This window comes from Ensifer canadensis, assembly GCF_017488845.2.
In the GTDB taxonomy this organism is placed as follows: domain Bacteria; phylum Pseudomonadota; class Alphaproteobacteria; order Rhizobiales; family Rhizobiaceae; genus Ensifer; species Ensifer canadensis.
This window is the reverse complement of sequence record NZ_CP083370.1, coordinates 2,186,246-2,204,748: the sequence shown is the minus strand read 5'-3', so window position 1 is coordinate 2,204,748 and position 18,503 is coordinate 2,186,246. Positions and strand designations below refer to the sequence as shown.

At 59.0% G+C, this 18,503-nt stretch carries 19 protein-coding genes; 13 read left to right on the top strand and 6 right to left on the bottom strand.

The features are described from left to right. Position 1: 1 nt before the first annotated feature. The 8 genes from J3R84_RS10795 (at position 2) to J3R84_RS10760 (ending at position 7,101) form a co-directional block, all read left to right on the top strand. A complete protein-coding gene (locus J3R84_RS10795; RefSeq protein ID WP_225906335.1) occupies positions 2-1,006 on the top strand; it encodes an ABC transporter permease in 1,005 nt (334 codons plus the stop codon). Further along, a complete protein-coding gene (locus tag J3R84_RS10790) occupies positions 1,003-2,004 on the top strand; it encodes an ABC transporter permease (protein WP_203528286.1) in 1,002 nt (333 codons plus the stop codon). The genes J3R84_RS10795 and J3R84_RS10790 overlap by 4 nt, the downstream gene beginning before the upstream one ends. Before the next feature lie 73 nt (positions 2,005-2,077). Then, positions 2,078-3,061: a sugar ABC transporter substrate-binding protein gene (locus J3R84_RS10785; protein WP_225906333.1), complete on the top strand. Its 984-nt coding sequence runs from the start codon at positions 2,078-2,080 to the stop codon at positions 3,059-3,061. Between the two features lie 59 nt (positions 3,062-3,120). Then, positions 3,121-3,411 (top strand): YciI family protein, encoded by a 291-nt coding sequence (locus J3R84_RS10780; protein ID WP_203528287.1) that lies wholly within the window; start codon positions 3,121-3,123, stop codon positions 3,409-3,411. Between the two features lie 44 nt (positions 3,412-3,455). Beyond that, positions 3,456-4,526, top strand: a complete 1,071-nt coding sequence (locus J3R84_RS10775; protein WP_203528288.1) for a maleylacetate reductase — start codon at positions 3,456-3,458, stop codon at positions 4,524-4,526. Positions 4,527-4,547: 21 nt separating this feature from the next. Then, on the top strand, positions 4,548-5,462 hold the full coding sequence (locus J3R84_RS10770; protein ID WP_203528289.1) for an intradiol ring-cleavage dioxygenase: 915 nt from the start codon (positions 4,548-4,550) through the stop codon (positions 5,460-5,462). A gap of 12 nt (positions 5,463-5,474) precedes the next feature. After that, the gene (locus tag J3R84_RS10765) at positions 5,475-6,272 is read left to right on the top strand and encodes an SDR family NAD(P)-dependent oxidoreductase (RefSeq protein WP_203528290.1); all 798 of its coding nucleotides are present in this window, start codon (positions 5,475-5,477) and stop codon (positions 6,270-6,272) included. 31 nt (positions 6,273-6,303) lie between these two features. After that, entirely contained in the window at positions 6,304-7,101 is a 798-nt protein-coding gene (locus J3R84_RS10760; protein ID WP_203528291.1) for an SDR family NAD(P)-dependent oxidoreductase, read from the top strand. Between the two features lie 42 nt (positions 7,102-7,143). On the opposite strand, the gene J3R84_RS10755 is transcribed toward J3R84_RS10760, so the two are convergent. Next, the gene (locus tag J3R84_RS10755) at positions 7,144-8,052 is read right to left on the bottom strand and encodes a LysR family transcriptional regulator (RefSeq protein ID WP_203528292.1); all 909 of its coding nucleotides are present in this window, start codon (positions 8,050-8,052) and stop codon (positions 7,144-7,146) included. 160 nt (positions 8,053-8,212) lie between these two features. On the opposite strand from J3R84_RS10755, the gene J3R84_RS10750 reads away from it, so the two are divergent. Next, positions 8,213-9,097 (top strand): sugar phosphate isomerase/epimerase family protein, encoded by an 885-nt coding sequence (locus J3R84_RS10750; RefSeq protein WP_203528293.1) that lies wholly within the window; start codon positions 8,213-8,215, stop codon positions 9,095-9,097. A 252-nt stretch (positions 9,098-9,349) separates the two neighbouring features. Here J3R84_RS10750 and J3R84_RS10745 read toward each other — a convergent pair whose 3' ends face one another. Further along, the gene (locus J3R84_RS10745; protein ID WP_203528295.1) at positions 9,350-10,255 is read right to left on the bottom strand and encodes a LysR family transcriptional regulator; all 906 of its coding nucleotides are present in this window, start codon (positions 10,253-10,255) and stop codon (positions 9,350-9,352) included. Positions 10,256-10,362: 107 nt separating this feature from the next. Between J3R84_RS10745 and J3R84_RS10740 the strand changes: the two genes are divergently transcribed. Next, complete coding sequence (locus tag J3R84_RS10740) at positions 10,363-11,367, top strand: NADP-dependent oxidoreductase (RefSeq protein WP_203528297.1); 1,005 nt, start codon at positions 10,363-10,365, stop codon at positions 11,365-11,367. Between the two features lie 295 nt (positions 11,368-11,662). Here the strand turns inward: J3R84_RS10740 and J3R84_RS10735 are convergent, their stop codons facing one another. The 4 genes from J3R84_RS10735 to J3R84_RS10720 all read right to left on the bottom strand — a co-directional run bounded on the left by J3R84_RS10735 (position 11,663) and on the right by J3R84_RS10720 (position 16,239). Continuing rightward, a complete protein-coding gene (locus J3R84_RS10735; protein WP_203528299.1) occupies positions 11,663-12,517 on the bottom strand; it encodes a sugar phosphate isomerase/epimerase family protein in 855 nt (284 codons plus the stop codon). A 139-nt stretch (positions 12,518-12,656) separates the two neighbouring features. After that, on the bottom strand, positions 12,657-13,673 hold the full coding sequence (locus J3R84_RS10730; RefSeq protein WP_203528301.1) for an ABC transporter permease: 1,017 nt from the start codon (positions 13,671-13,673) through the stop codon (positions 12,657-12,659). Continuing rightward, positions 13,670-15,226 carry a sugar ABC transporter ATP-binding protein gene (locus J3R84_RS10725; protein ID WP_203528303.1) on the bottom strand — a complete coding sequence of 519 codons (1,557 nt, stop codon included), beginning with the start codon at positions 15,224-15,226 and terminating at the stop codon, positions 13,670-13,672. The genes J3R84_RS10730 and J3R84_RS10725 overlap by 4 nt, the downstream gene beginning before the upstream one ends. A gap of 2 nt (positions 15,227-15,228) precedes the next feature. Then, positions 15,229-16,239: a sugar ABC transporter substrate-binding protein gene (locus tag J3R84_RS10720; protein ID WP_203528305.1), complete on the bottom strand. Its 1,011-nt coding sequence runs from the start codon at positions 16,237-16,239 to the stop codon at positions 15,229-15,231. A gap of 364 nt (positions 16,240-16,603) precedes the next feature. Here J3R84_RS10720 and J3R84_RS10715 point away from each other — a divergent pair, with 364 nt between their 5' ends. The 3 genes from J3R84_RS10715 to J3R84_RS10705 are packed head-to-tail and all read left to right on the top strand — an operon-like array spanning position 16,604 to position 18,079. Then, the gene (locus J3R84_RS10715) at positions 16,604-17,281 is read left to right on the top strand and encodes an SOS response-associated peptidase (RefSeq protein WP_203528307.1); all 678 of its coding nucleotides are present in this window, start codon (positions 16,604-16,606) and stop codon (positions 17,279-17,281) included. After that, complete coding sequence (locus J3R84_RS10710; protein WP_203528309.1) at positions 17,281-17,565, top strand: hypothetical protein; 285 nt, start codon at positions 17,281-17,283, stop codon at positions 17,563-17,565. Before J3R84_RS10715 ends, J3R84_RS10710 begins: the two co-directional genes overlap by 1 nt. A 13-nt stretch (positions 17,566-17,578) precedes the next feature. Next, a complete protein-coding gene (locus tag J3R84_RS10705; RefSeq protein WP_203528311.1) occupies positions 17,579-18,079 on the top strand; it encodes a thermonuclease family protein in 501 nt (166 codons plus the stop codon). Positions 18,080-18,503 lie beyond the last annotated feature (424 nt).

Genomic DNA, 18,503 nt, shown 5'->3' with positions numbered 1-18,503 from the left:
CATGATCACTTCTCCGACAACTTCGAAGGATGCAACTGCGCGAAGCACCTTCGTAGGCGATCTTGTAAAAGACGCCTTCCGCCCCGAAAGGGTTCAGGCGACAGCTGTCAAGCTGGTCACACTTGGCTTGCTGATCTGGGGTTGGGCGTCGATCGACAACTTCCTGTCTGCGACCAACATCAACGCCATCATGTATTCGATGGCAGCGGTAGGGATCGCCGCTGTGGGCATGGCGTTCATTACCCTGAGCGGCAACCTCTTCATGTTGTCCATGGGCGCAACGGCCGCCATTTCGACGGTATTGTTCGCCTCCATCCTTCACATCGGTTTGGCCGCGACGGTCCCTGTCGTTATGCTCGTTGGCGCGGGGATCGGCCTCGTCCAAGGTGTGGTGGTCGGTATCGCAGGGGCGAACCCGATCATTGCGACGATCGCTATTTCCTCGATCGTCATGGGCTTCGGTGCTTGGTACTCGGGTGGCCTGACTATAGTTGGCGAAGGTGACGCGAGTTGGCTTGCTGTCGGCAAGTTTCTTTCCTTCCTGCCCAATCAGGTCGTGTTGTTCTTCCTCATAGCTTTTGCCGCGGACTTCATTGTCCAAAGATCGAGATTTGGACGCGAGCTCAGACTCATCGGCCTGAACAGGGACGCGGCAATGGTTGCCGGCCTGAGGATTGCTCGATCGCTGGTCATCGCTTTCGTGATAGCCGGCATGCTGGCAGCTCTATCCGGTGCACTTTTCGCATCGCAGGCCGCTCAGGGGAACCTCAAGCTCGGCGCGGGAATCGACTTCGATGCGATTGCGGCAGTCCTGGTGGGCGGCGTCTCCATCCGCGGCGGCCATGGGAGAATCCTCGATGCGGCGTTCGGCGCGGCCTTCCTTGCGGTCGTCGGCAACATCCTGCTCGTGGAGGGGCTCCCGATCGAGGTCCAGCTTGCGGTCAAAGGCATGGTCGTAATTCTCGCCGTCGTGTTCGGCGCTCTCGTCGGAGGTAAAAAGCGATGAGTGGTTCTAGCAACTTCATCCGTTCTATCGGCGGTGCTTCCGGTGCGGGAAGGGCGCTGCTGCTCGCCGCTCTTATAGTGGCGTTCATTGCATTCGTTCCGAATTTCACGAGCAGCAACAACATTTACGCCCTGTTCCAAACATTCGCTCTTCTCGGGCTGGTAACGCTGGGGCTTTCACTCACGATGATCTCAGGCGAGTTCGACCTAAGCGTCGGGGCGATGGTAGCGGTGGGCGGATTGATCACTCTGAAAATGGGCGAATCCAGTGCGCTGACAGGGGTGCTCTTTGCGGTGTCCTTTGGCGCGGTCATCGGTTTCCTCAATGCGGCGATCTTCTGGCGGCTGAATATTTCGTCCCTCGTCGTCACCGTCGGCACGATGATGGCCCTTTCCGGTCTCGCCTACTGGCTTGCCGATGGGCGAGTGGTTAGCTCGGATAATTTCGATGCCGGCGAATTCCTTGACGACCCGGTCTTCGCCATCCTCTCAGTGCGCAGTATCATTACCTTTGTCGCGTTTGCTTTGGTTTTTGCCCTGTTACGCTACACCCGCAGCGGGCGGGACATCATCGTGACCGGCAGCAAACGCCGCGTCGCGGTCGCGGCAGGTGCACGCGTAGGGCTCTCTCTGGGCATCGTGTTTTGCCTCTCGGGCATCTGCGCCGCGTTGGCTGGCTCACTGCTTTCGCTGAGCCTGGCGACGGCGTCAGCCCAGATGGGAGCCAATATCATGATCCAGGCGGCATCCGCCGCAATCCTCGGCGGAGTTGCCTTGGCCGGGGGTGTCGGCGGAGCCGGAGGCGTTCTTGTGGGCGTATTCATTCTCGCCACTCTCAACAACGGCATGAGCCTCCTCGGTGCGAACGCCGCCGCGATCCTTCTAACGAATGGGTTGGTGCTTCTCGCCGTTGTTCTTGCGGACGGTCATCTCGTCCGGAGGCTTCTCGCCGACGCGAAGGATCGGAGAGCTCGTCAACTTTACGCTTCAGGTTCGTGATCTGTGCTGGGCAGACCACAGCGACACGCTGGCCAGTATCGGCCGCACGCTTCAACCCCAGGGAGGAATGGAAATGCACAAGTTTCTAAAGATGTGCGCGGCTGCAACGTTCTTGGCGACGGTTTCAAGCCCGATATTGCCAACTGTTGAGAGCTTCGCAGCGGCAAAGGGATCAAAGGTAATCCTGCTGACGGTTTCGGAAGAATGCTCCTATTGCTCAATCCATCAGACCGCGTTCAAGGAAGAGGCCGCCAAGCTCGGCCTGGACATTGAGGTCAAGATCACGAACTTCGATCCGGCGGAACAAGCATCGCAGGTCGATCAGGCAATCGGACAAAAGCCGGACGCGATCGTACTCTGGGCGGCCGACGCCAGCGCAATTGTTCCTTCGCTTCGCAAGATCAAGAACGCGGGCATTCCGCTGGTTTTGACCAACTCGATGCCCGACCAGAAGTACGAGAAGTACTGGGATGTGTTTACCGGCCCCAACGACACCGGCAACGGGGAAAGCGCCGCCAAGGCCATGGAGCAGGGCTTCAAGGAACGGGGCATCGAAAGCGGTGACGTCTTTGTCATCGTAGGCCAGCCGGGTACGCCGCCACAAATCCAGCGCCTCGACGGTTTCTCCAAGACCCTCGAAGCGAACAAGTCGCCTATCAAGATCGCGGGTTCACAGCCCGGAAACTGGGATCAGACGAAGGCCACGGAGGCGGCTTCGTCGCTGTTCACGCAGTATGGCGACAAGATCAAGGGCGTCTACGCCCAGGCGGATAACATGCTCGCTGGCGTGATCGTCGCCGCCCAGCGCGCGAACATCGATCCCGCCAAACTCGTGCTCGTCGGCTCCAACTGCAGCATCGAAGGCATAACGGCGATCGAAGCCGGCACCCAGTACGCCAGCGTTCTGCAGTCGCCGATCGACGATGGCCAGTACGCCGCCAAGGCTGTCGCCGACGTTCTCGACGGCAAGATGGGTGAGAAGACCCGCTATCTGCCTCATGAAGTCATCACGAAGGCAAACGTCAAGGATTGCTACGCCGCGGCCGGCAAGAAGTAATTCTATTGAATGGCGGTCGGACAAACGCCGACCGCCATCGACATCGTGGGAGGGCTTTCATGCGTTTTGTAGTTCACTGCATCGATCACGAAGACGGCCTGCCGATGAGGCTCGCGAATTACGATGCGCATAAGGCCTACCTCGGTGCACCGGGGGCGGTGAGCACGGTGATCTCGGGCCCTTTGGTCGCGGACGACGGCGAGACCATGATCGGCTCCATGTTCGTGTTCGAGGCCGCCACGAAGCAGGATGTCGTCGACTTCAACGCGAACGACCCTTTCAGCAAGGCGAACGTCTGGGCTGAAGTCCGCATCCACCCTTTCCTTATGCGCGTGGACAATCGCGCATAGGGGGCGTTCATCGCTCGGCAACATCGCAACCAACGGATTTGGAAATGCTGTCTTTTACATACAACGGACAACCGGCTCGGGTGATATTCGGATCAGGCACACTCGCGCAGCTTCCGGCGGAAGTTGAACGGCTCGGACTCAACAACGTTCTCGTTCTGGCAACTCCTCCGCAGGAAGAAGACGCAAAGAGGCTGGCTGAGCTCATCGGCGATCGCTGCGCCGGAATCTTCGCAGGCGCGGTAATGCACACACCCGTTTCGGTGACCGAAACCGCTTTGCAGGTCGTGAAAGACAAAGGCATCGATGGACTGGTCGCAGTTGGCGGTGGATCAACGACGGGGCTGGCCAAGGCTCTGGCCCTTCGAACCGACCTTCCTCAGATCGTCGCGCCTACCACCTACGCAGGATCGGAGATGACCCCGATCCTCGGCGAAACGAAAGACGGCAACAAGGTCACGCAGAGCAGCCCGAAAATCCTCCCGGAGGTGGTGATCTACGACGTCGATCTGACGCTGACGCTGCCCGCGGGTCTGTCAGGGACGAGCGGCATGAATGCTATCGCCCATGCGGTTGAGGCACTCTACGCGAGGGAAACCAATCCCATCATCTCGATGATGGCTTTGGAGGCCATCGGGGCTCTCTATGAGGCGCTGCCGATCATCGCGGACGACCCAAAGAATTCGGATGCGCGGGCAAAGGCGCTCTATGGCGCATGGCTCTGCGGTATTTGCCTTGGGTCGGTCGGCATGGCGTTGCACCACAAGCTGTGCCACACGATTGGCGGAACCTTTGATCTGCCGCACGCCGAGACCCATACAATCGTGTTGCCGCATGCACTTGCCTACAATGCGCCGGCGATCCCTGACGTCATGAAGAGCTTGTCGGATCGTCTCAAGACCGACGACCCCGCTCGTGCGCTCTACGATTTGGCTGGACGTATCGGCGCGAAGCGCGCCCTCGCTGACCTCGGCATGCCGGAATCCGGGATCGATACCGCTACCGACCGGGCACTTACCAACCCCTATTGGAATCCCCAGCCTTTGGAGCAGGCCGCCCTGCGCGGGCTGATCAGCCGGGCCTATGCAGGTGACGCCCCTGCCACGGACCGCAGCTAAGCAGACATCAGGAGGAACGAAATGTCGGGAGAAGGACACGTCAAGGCGAAAGCCCCCCAATACCCGTACTTCACGGAGGAGGCCTCGGCGGAGGTGGTTAACGCGCGGATGGGGCAGGAAGCTGACCCACGCCTGCGCGAGGTCATGGGAACAATCGTCAAACACCTTCACGCTGCTGTAAAAGAAATCGAGCCGACGCATGAAGAGTGGCTCACAGCGATCAAGTTCCTTACCGCAGTAGGGCAGATGTGCACGGACTGGCGACAGGAATACATCTTGCTGTCCGATGTCCTTGGCGTTTCAATGCTGGTCGATTCGATCAACCACCGCCGTCCGAGCGGAGCCACCGAGAACACCATTCTCGGGCCGTTCTATGTTCCCGAAGCTCCTCGCTACGATCACGGCACAAACATCTGCCTTGATGGAAAAGGCGAACCTCTTGTCGTAACGGGCAGGGTCCTCGACACGGATGGGAAGCCAATTGCCGGGGCGCTGGTCGACGTTTGGCAGACCAACGACGACGGTTTCTATGACGTCCAGCAAAAGGGCGTTCAGCCGGACTGGAACCTTCGCGGCGTGTTCACGACAAATGAGGCCGGCGAATACTGGTACCGATCCTCGAAGCCCCGGTTCTATCCGATCCCGGATGACGGCCCTGTCGGGAAGCTCTTGGGTGCGCTCGGCCGGCACCCAAATCGCGCGGCGCATATCCATTTCATCGTCAGCGCCGAAGGATACGACCCGGTCATCACCCACATCTTCTCGCCGGATTGCGAGTATCTCGACCAGGACGCCGTGTTCGGCGTGAAGGATTCGCTGATCGCCAAATTCGAGCGGGTCACGGACGCGGACCGAGCCCAAGCGCTCGAGTTCGATGAACCGTTCTGGTCGGTGAACTGGGAATTCGTTCTCGCCAGTAAAAAAGACACCAAGTAAGGAGCCAAGCTCGTGACCTCTCCAGTCGTTCAGTTTTCACTTCCCCAGACGGTCGTCGTGACCGGCGCGTCGTCCGGTCTCGGACATGAGCTGTGCCGCCTCCTGCTTCAGAATGGGGTCGCCACAGTCGGCGTGGATGTCGCCGGTGCCCAGGAAAACCTCTCATCGCACGCGGCCTACACCCACATCGCAGGCGACGTCGGCGCACAGGCAACCTGGGACAAGGTCGTCGATCATTTGCGAACCGAAAACGCATCGTCGCTGGGCCTGGTGACATCGGCCGCCATTCTCGACGTCTGCGATGTGACTGAGGTGACCGCGGACATCCTGGCGCGCGCAATGCACGTGAATATCACCGGCACGGTGTTGGCCATGAAGTCATTGGTCCCGCTTATGGTTGAAAAGAAAAACGGTGCGATCGTGGCCGTCGCCAGCGTCAACGCGACCCTCGCTGAACAACAGCTTGCCATCTACAATGCGACAAAGGCGGCGGTTCGTCAGCTCGCACGGACCGTCGCCGTCGATCATGCCCGGGATGGCGTGCGCACCAACGTCCTAAGCCCTGGCCCGATGCTTGCTGGCCTCTTCAAGCGTCATCTGGAATCGGCAACCGACAGCAAGCAGTTCCTGGCAACACGGTCTGCTCGTCAGCCGGAAGGTCGAATCCTCGAAGCGGCCGAGGTCGCCCAATCGGCGATGTTCCTGCTCTCCAGTGGCGCAACCGCGCTCCGGGGTGCGGAAATCGTCGCTGACGGCGGCCTGACCACGAGTTTCGATTATCGGACCGGTGCCGAAGGCGCGTCGGTCTAACCATAAAACACAGACAAAAGTGGAGGAACACATGGAAAGCGGTTTGAAAGGTAAGGTCGTCTTCATCACCGGTGCTGCGGAGGGCATCGGCAGGGCCACCGCTGTGGCTTTTGCGAAGGAGGGGGCAACCGTTGGCCTGCTCGATATCAACGAGTCGCAACTTCGCGAAGTCGCAACGGAAATTTCCTCAACCGGCGGAAAGGCGATCACGGTCAAAGCCGACCTGATGACGGGAGAAGGCGTGAAGTCGGGCCTGGAGCAGTTGCTCGACTCCACCGGCGGCATCGTCGATGTCTTGGTGAACAACGTCGGTTCCGGCGCGATCCGCACATTCGAACAACTATCGGACGACGATTGGGACAAGACGTTCCAGCTCAATTTCATGAGCTACGTGCGCGCCACCCGGCATCTTCTCCCCATTCTCCGCGAGCGCAAGGGGTGCATCGTCAACAACGGCTCGGACCTAGCTCGCCAGCCGGAACCGGTTCCGATCGACTATTCGGCATCCAAGGCCGCAGTGTTGGCACTAACCAAGGGGCTCGCACGTGCCGAAGGGGCGAACGTTCGCGTGAACGCTGTCGCACCCGGCCCGATTTGGACGCCGTTTTGGACGAAGCCCGGTGGCTTCGCTGAAACCATGGGTAAGCACTACAACATGGAGCCGCAGGCGGCCGTTGAGCATGAAATGAAGCTCCGACAACTCCCGCTTGCTCGTCTCGGTACCCCGGAAGAAGTCGCCAACGTGATTGTTTTCCTGGCATCCGACCTGGCTTCGTTCGTTACGTCTGCTGTTTGGGGCGTCGACGGCGGCAGCATCAGGGCCATTTGACCGACTTTGAACCGAAGCACACCCGGCCGGCCCCGGGCGTGCTTAGTCCAGACCACCGGTGGAGGCAATTTCCACCAAGCGATCCACCACATGTCTGATCTTTGGGCTGAGATGCGAGGTCCGTGGCCAGACGGCATGGATGTCCACGTCGCATGTCGAGAACTTTTCGAGGACAGGAACGAGCGCGCCATGTTGGATTTGGCTCCGCACCAGCGACAGGGGAAACTGGCAGATGCCAAACCCACCCGTGGCAGCGTCGATTATCGCGTCCCCGTCGCCGAACTCGAATGTTGCGGGCGGCTGGAATCGGCGCTTTGCGCCATAAAGGTCCATCCACCAAGTCAACGGCCGTCCACGTCGATATCCAACGATGCAGGCGTGGTCTCCGAGATCGTCAACGGTTTGCGGCGTGCCGTGTTTTTCGAGGTAGCCGGGAGACGCGCAGGTCACCAGACGCTGCGACGAAAGCTTCCGGGCGATCAGCCCGTCGCAATCGTCCAGGTCGCCGAAGCGGATGACAAGATCGATGCCCTCAGCGATCGGATCAACCACGTGGTCGGTGAAGGTCAACGTGAGTTGGAGACGCGGATAGGGGCGGGTGATGTCCAACAGGATCGGCAGCATGATGCGGCGTCCGAACGATACAGGCATGTCAATCCGCAGCCGACCGGTGAGGTTGTGCCTGCTTGTCGTGAGAGCTGCCTCGACGCCAAGGATGTTGTCCAGCGAACTTGCGCATGTTTCGAAGTAGGCCTGGCCGTCGTCGGTCAACACCATTTTCCGAGTGGTCCGATTGAACAGTTGCATGCCGAGGCGATCCTCGAGACGGGCGATGCTCTTCCCGATGGCGGATTTCGAGACGCCGAGCTTTTCCGCGGCAGCGGTGAAGCTTCCGGCTCGAGCTGCGGTGACGAAGGCGGCAACACTGCCCAGGTGGTCGAACTCATTCATTCGCACGTCTCTCACGGAGATGATTGTAGACTTGCAGGAAACGGTCCTCGCCAGAAGACTACCTTTATCGCTCGAAAAAATACAGTACCTTTGAGCTGAGCGCTATGGCGCGACCACAAGACCGTCGGAAAATTGCGATGGCCGAATGAAGGAGAAGAGAATGAGCAAAGAAGTGCCGGACCTACTGGCGTCCTATTTTACCCTCGCAGGAGACATTTATCCCTTCGGGCCCACCGAAATCAGCCCCATTCCGTTTCGCGAGCGCGTCGAAGCTGCCGCGAATGCGGGTTGGAAAGGCGTTGGCCTCATCCATGCGGACGTTAAGGCCACGGCCGAAAAGATCGGCTATTCAGAGATGAGGAAGATTGTCGAGGGAGCCGGAATCAAGCATCTCGAAATCGAGTTCCTCGGCGACTGGTACAAAGACGGCGAACGTCGCGTTGCATCGGACAAGATGCGTCGCGAACTGTTTCAAATGGCGGAAGAACTCAAAATCCGCGACATCAAGATTGCTCCCGGCCTCGGGGCCGACCTTTACAATCCGACCAGGGAAGAGATGACGCCCGACGTACCGCGCATGGCTGAAGCCTTCGCGCAGGTCAGTCGAGAGGCCGCCGAGCACGGGACAGGTATTGCTCTGGAAGTCATGCCGTTCAGCAACGTACGGACGTTGGATGTTGCCTTGGAGATCGTGAAGCAGGCCGACCAGCCAAATTGCGGCCTCTTGCTGGATATCTGGCATATGGCGCGCGGGGGCATCTCGTATGGTGAAGTTGCCAAGATTCCGCTTCGTCATGTCAGCTCTATCGAGCTCGACGATGCCGATCAGGAGGTCGTCGGTCTGCTTTGGGAAGACACGATCTACCACCGCAAGCTTCCAGGAGAAGGCGTTCTGAATCCCCCGGCATTCATCGATGCCGTGAAAAAAATCGGGTATCAGGGCCCATGGGGCGTCGAAATTCTCAGTGAGAAGCTTCGCAAGCTTCCGGTCCAAGAGATGGCCAAGCGTACCTTTGAAGCAACCGCCGCCCAATTTTCGAAATGAGTCCGATACCCCCGCGTCCCAAGGAGCGTGGGGGCCTGGACCAAGTCAGAAGAGTGCCTTTCCGACGGCTTTGCGGCAGAAGGCGTGCATAGAAGTACGCTTTGAGCCACACGCGGTCGGCCGGTCGCTACAAGTGTCGGATGTTCGTTTTGGGCCTATGATCGGGTGCCAACAAAGACACAAATAATCCTCGCCGCCGAATGACCGCTTAGCGCGACACCCGCCTTGGCAGGATCGCGCTACTGGGAGAGATCATCCGAGTGCCAGCGCATTTTTCGGATTGAACGCCTCGATTAAATAGTCGACGAACACTCTGACCTTCTCAGGGGTGTATTGCCGCTGGGCGTAGAAGGCGAGGATCGGCTGCTCGACAGGTTCATGATCCGGTAGAAGGTGCACCAGACGGTGTTCCTCGATATCGTTGGCGACCATGAAGTCGGGCAGCAAAGAATAGCCCCAGCCTGTGATGCAGGCATTCCTTACCGCTCTCGCCGAGTTCATCGACACATGCTGCGGCACCTCGAAGTCAACGATCTTTCCGTGATGAGAGAACCGATGCGTACGCCCCCACTCGCCGCTGACTTGAGTGACCGATGGTAAGGAGCCGAGCTCATCGACTGTCTTTGGGGTTCCGTACCTCTGGCAGAAGGAAGGTGCTGCAACAAACACGATCCGCTGCGCAGATATCTTTTGGGCAATTAACGATGAATCCCTCAGAGGTCCGACCCTGACTGCGACGTCGAAGTGATCGCGGATGAGATCGACGAACCGATTGCCGATGTCGATCGAAATGTCGAGTTCTGGGTACCGACGGGAGAATTCTGGCATTGCAGGTGCAAGGCACTCATTGCCAAACGCCGTCACGCAAGAGATGCGGAGTTGACCGCGTGGGGCTGCGTTGCGGTCTCGGATCGCACCCCGCATGTGATCGAGTTCCTCCAGAAGCCCCGCACTCTTCTGTACGAACTCCATCCCCGCATCGGTCAAACTAAGCTGCCTGGTCGTGCGGTTAAAAAGCCGGACGCCCAGGTCAGCCTCCAGGTCAGCAACGATCCGGCTCACTGATGGGGCGGAAAGGTCCAAATCACGGCTCGCAGAAATGAAGCTCTTGCGCTGCGCAACTGAGACGGCGACCCTCATGGCTTCAACCAAGTCCATTTGGCATTCTTCCGAATTTCAAAACAATGTTTCTTACGCGGACCTAATTATCATGCGGTGCGAATTTATGCATCTGTTACAGCACCGGATGATATAAGGAGAACGTAATGGCCACCAACCCGAGCTGGATACTTCGGAGCTACCCTTCCGGAATGCCGAGGGCAGAGAATTGGATTCTGGAAGACCGCCCCATTCCTTCGGCGGCGGGGGGAGCGCTTTTGGTGAAAACGTTGTGGCTCTCGGTGGACCCCTATATGCGCGGCCGCATCAGCCCGGCAAAGAACTACGCCGCTGGTTTCCAAGTCGGCGACATGATGCGAGGCGGCGGAATCGGCGAGGTTGTGACGTCGGAATCCGCGGAATTTATGCCCGGCGACCTCGTGATGAGCGACTACTTCGGTTGGCAGCCATACAGCGTTATCGACGCCACCTCAGCAAAGCTGGTGACGACTACTGACGCTCCGATGCAGTCGGCGCTCAGCTATCTCGGCATGCCGGGTCTCACTGCGTATTTCGCACTACTGAAGACGGGGCATCCTAAACCAGGTGAAACAGTGTTGATCTCTGCCGCCTCCGGGGCGGTGGGGCAGATCGCGGGACAAATCGCGCGGATCAAAGGATTTGACCCCGTCGCTGTCGCCGGTTCCGATGAGAAGCTGGCGTGGTGCAAGGAGTTGGGATACCGAACAGGCGTCAATCACAGGGCCTCTACCAATCTCGTTGCGGATGTTGCCGGCGCTTGTCCCAAAGGCGTGGATGTCTTCATTGACAACACCGCTGGGCCCATCCACGACGCGGCAATGTTGAATCTAAACACCTTCGGCAGAGTAGTGGTTGTCGGAACCATGGCCTTGGCCGACCGACTCGAGCAACCTGATATCGGCCTGAGGCATTTAAGGAGGACGCTCATTACCCGGGCACGCATAAGCGGCTTCCTGCTAGACGACCATGACAGTGAATACGCAACCGCGTTAGGCGACCTGCTGTTGTGGTATAAGCAAGGGCTGCTTCAGACGCGGGAGGATGTGGCAGAAGGCATCGAGGCCGTACCCCACGCCTTCATTCGGATGCTGAAGGGTGAGAACTTCGGGAAGCAGCTCGTCAAGCTGTGATATCGGATCGAAAACAAGAGCAATTTCGCGGCCACAAGCGGGCATGAAGCTGCGAAGGATTGCGAGTGCGTGACTTCCGTCTCGCACTCTTCATTGGTGCATCAATTGAATCGAAGGGGCGTCCAAGCACCGAAAACGCCGGGGGATGATCAGCGCTTCTTCAGCGTTAGGAGCGAAAAGGAGTGCTTCGAGGATTTCAGCCTTGGAAGGGCCAAGATCGACTGCTTCTTCGTATGACCGGCATGCATCCGTCGCAGCAGCGAGGGCCGGAAACTATCCGCCCCCGAGCCTAACGCTAGAGGGATTCCAGTAGGGAGTCGAAGCCCGGTTGGATGAGAGCCATGATCTCCTCGCCGGGAAGCTTATCGAGAGCGGCCGAGAAAATCTCCGGACCGACGCTCGTGAGATGGCCGGCATCCCTTAGGAGTTCAAGGATATCCTTGTTCGCCAATTCGCCGTCGCCGATCGGAACCCTGTACGAGAGGCAGTCAATGACATTGGAACGGCCTGCTGGAGCCACTTTGGTGCCATCGGCTATCTGGACGGTGTCGATCATACCTGCGGGTATTTCGGCGATGATCTTGTCGTTACGACCGGCACGCGTGTAGTGCCACGTATCGAAGATGATGCCGCTGTTAGGCTGCGCGGCGTCCCGGACGATCTGGTGGACTTCTTCCACCTTTCGCAAGCCCCACAGCGGCATTGCTTCAATCAAGCATTTCAGACCGTATGTCGCCGCGCGCTGGCACGTCCGAGCATAGTATTCAGTAAGCTCCGCGATCGAGTAGCGGCCTTCGGGGAAGGCCCCAATCAAGTGGATGCGGTCGACCTGAAGTTCTTCGGCAATGCGAAAGAAATCATCGGGCGAGCGATCGAGGTAGGTGATCAGGCCCTCGTCACCTTCGCTCGGAAGACCTTGCGGGACCCAGAAAACCATCGGGTCAAGATAACTAAGGCGAACTCCGTGATCCGACGCGATGTTGCGTATGTCGGTCAGAGAAAGACCGCTCGCAAGCGTCCGGTCGTAGTCGGCCGGCGAGGTGCTGATGGTGCCGTATCCGTGGCGAGCCGCCAGTTCCACGCGTTCCCGGTACGGGACCGAACGGACTTGCGACAACCAAAGGACTCTCTGATCGCTACCGAATTTCATACTCTTCTCCATTGAATAGGGGTCGTCATCGGCCCGTGGCCGCTCCGGCCGCGTGCGAGCGGGGAGGTGGTCATCGGGCCGCCGGCGAGGACTCGTAAGGAAATGGCGGCTCGAAACGCCGCCATCGAAAGCCCAAACTTCAGTTGGCTTTGTCGGCTCCGCTGATCTTGCTGATGTACAGCGCAATCAGGATGATGCCTCCGGTGGTCGCATTGATCCAATATGCGGGGACCTGCGACAACACCAGGATGTCCTGGATAAGGACCAGAAGCAGCACCCCACCACAGGCACCGGCGATAGTCCCGCGCCCGCCGTTCAGGCTGACGCCGCCGAGTACCGCAGCCGCGAACGCGTTGAAGATCAGGTTTTGTCCGAGGGATGACGGGATGGAGGCAATTCGGCCTGCCTGCAGCAGCCCCGCGAGCGCGGCAAGCATGCCGGCGACAATGAATACGCCCATCAACACTCGTTCAACCGGGATGCCGGCCACACGGGCGGCTTGCTGATTTCCGCCGACGGCATAAAGCATCCTCCCGATCCGATGTCTGGACATGAAGACAGTCAGGACAGCCAGCAGGCTGAGCGCGATCAGGAAGGACACCGGCACACCCAAGACCGTCGAATCTCCCGGGAAAGTGAGGAGCACCGGAAGGTCGGAAAGCGTTTCCCCCCGAGTCAGACCAAGGCTGATGCCACGCAGGAGGATCAACGTCGCCAGTGTCGCGATGAAGGCGTTAAACCGAAGATAGACCACGAGCATCCCGTTAAACGCGCCGATCAGTGCGCCGATCGCGAATATAGCGGTGAGCGCCAGGATCGGCGAATTCGCGAAGTTTAGGCCGGAGCCGCCCGCTTCAAGAAGGCAATAAACACCGATCATCGGCGCGAGGCCAAACGTGGATTCAAGTGAAAGGTCGAACTTCCCGGCGATCAGGACCAGCGTCAGGCCCATCGTTAGAACGCCAAGCTCGCTGGCCTGCTGCACGACCCCGTAGAAGTTGTCGTAGGACAGGAACGCGCTATTCAGCAACGTTCCCACGACTAGAACGACAACGAGAACGGGCAGGATCGCCCATTCCGGTTGGAAGAGGTCGCTGAGCAGGCGACGTGAACGGCCGACCGGTCCGCTGGCGCTCGTGGTTTGAGTGTGGGTCATGTTTCCTCCGGAGATGTATGAAAGCCTTCCATGGCTGACACGAGTTCCTCTTCGTTCATGCCGCTCTTCTCGACGACTTTTTTTCCTCGTACCCAGACTTGGACACGGTCACAGAACGCAAGCTCTTCCGGCTCATCGCTGACCAGCAGAACCGCCAAGCCCTGGCGGCGGCGTTGTTCCACTATGTCGAGGATCGTCGCCTTGGACGCGATATCGACCCCGGCCGTTGGGTGCAGAAGAATGAGGACGCTCGGGTTAGTGCTCAGCGCCGAACCCAGAAGCACCTTCTGCTGATTTCCACCGCTGAGTTCGCCTACGTTCTGTTTTACCGAATGGCAGACCACTCCCAGGTCGCTCCGGTTGTTTTCCGCGAACCTCCGGCGTGCTCGGCCGTCTATCAGGAGGCCCTTCGTGAAGGCCCTGAGACTGGGCAACGTCATATTGTCCTCGATGGACATGCCGCCAACCAGCCCTGTCTTAATGCGGTCTTCGGGGAGAAGGGCGACGCCGCTCCTCACCGCCTTCGGCGGCGTCCAGGGCTTCTCGATCTTCTTCCCATTCACCTCATACTCACCTGACCATTTCGAATAGTGGCCGGCCAGGGCGAGGGCGATCTGACGCGTTCCGGAACCATTGTGGCCAGCGAATCCGACAACCTCGCCGTTTCGTAGAGACAGAACGAAGCTGTCCTCGCAGGCATCGAGCTTTAGATTCGCCTTCAGGACGACGGGGGTCCCTGGGCTGATCGCGGGCCGGGAAACCCTTTCGCTTGCGGTCAAAGCCTTGCCAGTCACCTCATCTCCAACCATTGCGGAGACAATCTCTGCCGTGGTCAGTTTGTGGGCGTCACCGCGCATAACGTCTCGACCGTTCCGCAACACCGTCACGGCGTCACACACTCGCGGCACTTCATCGAGGTGATGAGAGATGAAAAGGAAGGTAACACCCTTTTCCCTCAGCTCGTTGACTCTTGAGATCAGCTGATCGATCTCGCTCGAGATAAGTTGGGCCGTCGGCTCGTCCAGGATAACGAACCGCGATCCCTGGCTCAGGGCGCGTGCGATCTCGACCATCTGTGCCTCGCCGACGCCGAGGTCCCGGACCGGGGTCGTCGGGAGAATCGGGATGTTCCAGCTCTCGAGCGCGGCCGATGCCTGTTGGTTCAGGCCGCGCCACGAGATCATTTGTTTGCCCTGGTATCGCCCCAGATACAGGTTCTCGGCCACCGTCAAGTCGGGCACGAGCGTCCTATGCTGGTAGACGCAAGCCACAGCTTTGCCCCAAGCGTTTCGATCGCTCAGAGCAGGCGGCGCTTGGCCGTTCAGAAGGAACGTCCCTGAATCGATCGACCGGAGCCCCGTGAGGACCGATACGAGCGTGGACTTTCCTGCGCCATTGCGCCCGATCAAGGCGTGTGACTCGCCTCGCTTGATCGCAATGGACAGCCCGTTCAAAGCGACCGTACCTCCGAAGCGTTTTACGGCACCTTGAATGGTGACGAGCTGGTCGGAAGGGCTCTCGAGGCCCTGCGGTATTTCGGGGCGAATACTCATGGCTATTCCGCGTTGCCCCAGAGGCTGGTGTCATCGACGTTCTGCTTAGTCACAATCGGCGACTGCAGATTATCGACGAAGTATTTGCCGTCCTTGACAACAATGCTGTTGTGATCGGTCGGCCCCTCCTTCATCTCCTTACCGTCGAGCGCGGCCTGCAGGTAGATGACGCCGTACTTGGCGTAGTCGGTGACCGGCTGAGAAACCGTGGCGTCCAGATTGCCGTTTCGGATGGCCTTCAATGCGCTTGCACCGCCGTCAATGGCGACGATCGCAATGTGGCCGGGCTGGTCAACGGGCACCAGGCGGCCTCGCGATTTCAGCGCAGCGGCGACCGGATCGTAATAGAGAGTGTCAGTTGCAAGGTGGATGCCGGCGATATCAGAGTTGCCGCTCATCACGGTCGATGCGACGTTCGCAGCTTGCGGCCCTTCCCAGTTCGCTGTCTGCTCGATGACCTTGCCGCTGGACACGTTTTTGAATGCCTCGTCGAACCCGTTCTTGCGATCGCGCCCGTTCGTCGTCGTCAAGCCGCCGGTAACATGGAGCACCGTGGCATTCTTGTCCGGCATCGCGGCGGCGAGTGCTTCTGCTGCACGTGCACCCATCGCGAGGTTGTCGGCACGTACCACGGCGTAGACGTCACCCGCAGCCGGTTTGTCGTCCACGATAACGACCGGCACATTCTTGCTCTTCGCGTAGTCGAGAGACGGCTTGATCGCCGCCCGGTCGACGACGCCGGCGAGGATGACATTCGCACCCGCATTGATCAGGTTGCGGAAGTCAGTGACCTGCTGGCTGGCATCGCGGTTCGCGTTGGTCGTCTGCACAACGGAACCGCCGGTAGATTTGGCCTGGTCGGTGGCGGCATTCACCAGAACGGTAAAGAATGGGGTGTTCAGCGTCGGCATCGAGAGACCGAGTTTCATTGTCTCTGCATAGCTCGGATTGCTGGCGGCGAGAGCCGACACGCAGATTGTGGTCGCGAGAGTCAGTTTAAGCGATTTGAGCACGGTTTCCTCCTCCGTTTTCCGCAATGCATTTATGCCATTTGCGAAATATGGGAAAAAGACCGAAGAAGGGGAAAGTGTTTTGCGCCTGTCGGGAAAATCCTTAAATTAATAAACCATGAGCCGGGCACGCGCTCCACCTGACAATGGGTAAGCGAATTGCAGCGATTGTCTGATGGCGCTAAGGGAGGCGGCCTAGCTTTTCTGCTTTATGAAGAGAGCAGGTCGTCCGGCATGAAGGCAAGCTGGTCGAGATCGAACCAACATGGCTGTATGTTGACAACGTCAAAAACTGCCGTCCGGTTGTTTTCGGAAGCCTGCGGGTAGGCGGCTGGATCGACCAAGCGATCAAAGAGGGGACTTGCGCATGTGTGGGCGTTTCACCCAGATGATGGAGTGGGCCGAGTTGGTACGGCTCTATCGGCTCGCCGACAAATGGTACGGCCGCAACACCCCGGCGCGTTACAACGTTGCGCCGACGCAGACCGTGCCCTTCGTTCATCAGGGCGGCGACGGAGAGCAGGAGCTCAGCGAGGGGCGCTGGTGGCTCGTCCCTTTCTGGGCGAAGGAAATGCCCAAGCACCCGACGTTCAACGCTCGCTCGGAGGAGGCTGACGTGAAGTCGTCCTTCAAGGACTCGTTCAAAGCGAAGCGATGCCTAGTGCCCGCCGACGGTTTCTACGAATGGACCAAGGGCGAGGACGGCGGGAAGGACCCCTGGTTCATTCATCTTCCCGACCGAAAGCCATTCTCGTTCGCCGGTCTCTGGGCCTACAACAAGACGCTCGACGTCATCAGTTGCACGATCCTGACGATGGCGGCTGGCGACCCCATGAGACAGCTCCACGACCGTCAGCCTGTAATACTGGCACCCGAAGCCTACGACGCCTGGCTGTCGCCGGATACGAGCACGCCGGATGCCAAGTCGCTACTCCAGCGCTACCCGGATGGTGATCTGCGGTTCCATCGCGTTTCGCGCGACATCAACTCGTCGAAGTTTGAAGGCGATCCCGGCATCAACGTGGCATTCGCGGGTGCCAAGTAATGTCCAACTTCTTCAAGGAGACGCTACCATATCTATTCACCGGCTTCTCCGGTGCGGTGTTGGCCTGGCTCCTCTTTTGGTATCTCAGGTCGCTGTTGTTCTATTGGCGGAACGGCTGGGATTTCTCCGTCGATTTCGGCCCGCCGATGGCCTGGGGCGACGAGTTCCCAACATCCGGGAACGAAATGCAGCCTCGCGAGAAGGTTCTCTGGGGTTATCCAGTCACTGTGTTGATCTGCGCCTACATTTTCGGGATGTCGGTCTACTTCTTCTGGGGCCCTTGAGGTTTTCCGCACGATGAAATGGTTCATGGTCGTCCTCGCCGGCTTGATCTCTGTGTGTCCGGCGTTCGCTGAAGACGCAATCGTCGGCCGCGCGGCCGTCGTCGACGGAGACACAATCGAAATCGCCGGTGAGCGGATTCGGCTCCTTGGCGTCGACGCGCCGGAGTCCTGGCAGGTATGCGAAGATGGCGATGGGCTCCGATATCGATGCGGCCAAGAGGCCGCCATGACGCTCGATCGTTTTCTCCAGGAGTTCCGGCCGACGCGATGCGAGACCGTCGAGCGTGATCGATACGGGCGTTTCGTGGGTGTCTGCTTTCGCGCTGATGGCGTAGAGGTCAATCGCTGGCTCGTCGAAAGCGGTCTGGCAGTGGACTGGTCGCGATACAGTGGTGGAGCCTATGCCGACGCTCAAGACAAAGCGCGGGGGCAGGCGGTAGGTATCTGGCAGGGTGCGTTTCAGTTGCCATGCGAAGCGCGGGCGCAGCGTTCGAAGCAAACGTCCGCATGCTAATAGTCTTAATGCCATCGCCTTGCCCGGAAATCACCGACCCGCGCTTTCGCTTGAGCAAGCCGGAAGCAAGTCATGCTTTCCAATCTTCCTCATGGAAGCCTTGGTCAGCCTGCTTTTCCCTAGCGTGGCAATCGTCCTATTAGCACGACGTTATCGGTGCGGTTGCCGCAATCGCAGCGGAACCGGCTGCGTAGGTTCATCAGGTATTGGTCACCCAAACGCTCCAGCACTTCGTCCTTGTTGAGCCAGCCTATGCGACCACACGCGGAGCAACGTGCACCCAACACCTCCCACTCCCGTAGGCCCTTAATCGTGTTGTACATCGCAGGGTCATGTTCGATGTAAGTGGACGGCGGAAAAGGGGCTTTGAGTCTCATCGTTCTGCTCTGCCTGTGATAGGAAGAAAATAGGAATATATTCCTAG

Coding starts and splice junctions, on each gene's coding strand:
- J3R84_RS10730 (WP_203528301.1), bottom strand. CDS start 13,673: ATGACCCACACTCAAACCACGAGCGCCAGCGGACCGGTCGGCCGTTCA.
- J3R84_RS10755 (WP_203528292.1), bottom strand. CDS start 8,052: ATGAATGAGTTCGACCACCTGGGCAGTGTTGCCGCCTTCGTCACCGCA.
- J3R84_RS10705 (WP_203528311.1), top strand. CDS start 17,579: ATGAAATGGTTCATGGTCGTCCTCGCCGGCTTGATCTCTGTGTGTCCG.
- J3R84_RS10740 (WP_203528297.1), top strand. CDS start 10,363: ATGGCCACCAACCCGAGCTGGATACTTCGGAGCTACCCTTCCGGAATG.
- J3R84_RS10715 (WP_203528307.1), top strand. CDS start 16,604: ATGTGTGGGCGTTTCACCCAGATGATGGAGTGGGCCGAGTTGGTACGG.
- J3R84_RS10785 (WP_225906333.1), top strand. CDS start 2,078: ATGCACAAGTTTCTAAAGATGTGCGCGGCTGCAACGTTCTTGGCGACG.
- J3R84_RS10725 (WP_203528303.1), bottom strand. CDS start 15,226: ATGAGTATTCGCCCCGAAATACCGCAGGGCCTCGAGAGCCCTTCCGAC.
- J3R84_RS10790 (WP_203528286.1), top strand. CDS start 1,003: ATGAGTGGTTCTAGCAACTTCATCCGTTCTATCGGCGGTGCTTCCGGT.
- J3R84_RS10760 (WP_203528291.1), top strand. CDS start 6,304: ATGGAAAGCGGTTTGAAAGGTAAGGTCGTCTTCATCACCGGTGCTGCG.
- J3R84_RS10795 (WP_225906335.1), top strand. CDS start 2: ATGATCACTTCTCCGACAACTTCGAAGGATGCAACTGCGCGAAGCACC.
- J3R84_RS10780 (WP_203528287.1), top strand. CDS start 3,121: ATGCGTTTTGTAGTTCACTGCATCGATCACGAAGACGGCCTGCCGATG.
- J3R84_RS10750 (WP_203528293.1), top strand. CDS start 8,213: ATGAGCAAAGAAGTGCCGGACCTACTGGCGTCCTATTTTACCCTCGCA.
- J3R84_RS10735 (WP_203528299.1), bottom strand. CDS start 12,517: ATGAAATTCGGTAGCGATCAGAGAGTCCTTTGGTTGTCGCAAGTCCGT.
- J3R84_RS10770 (WP_203528289.1), top strand. CDS start 4,548: ATGTCGGGAGAAGGACACGTCAAGGCGAAAGCCCCCCAATACCCGTAC.
- J3R84_RS10710 (WP_203528309.1), top strand. CDS start 17,281: ATGTCCAACTTCTTCAAGGAGACGCTACCATATCTATTCACCGGCTTC.
- J3R84_RS10775 (WP_203528288.1), top strand. CDS start 3,456: ATGCTGTCTTTTACATACAACGGACAACCGGCTCGGGTGATATTCGGA.
- J3R84_RS10745 (WP_203528295.1), bottom strand. CDS start 10,255: ATGGACTTGGTTGAAGCCATGAGGGTCGCCGTCTCAGTTGCGCAGCGC.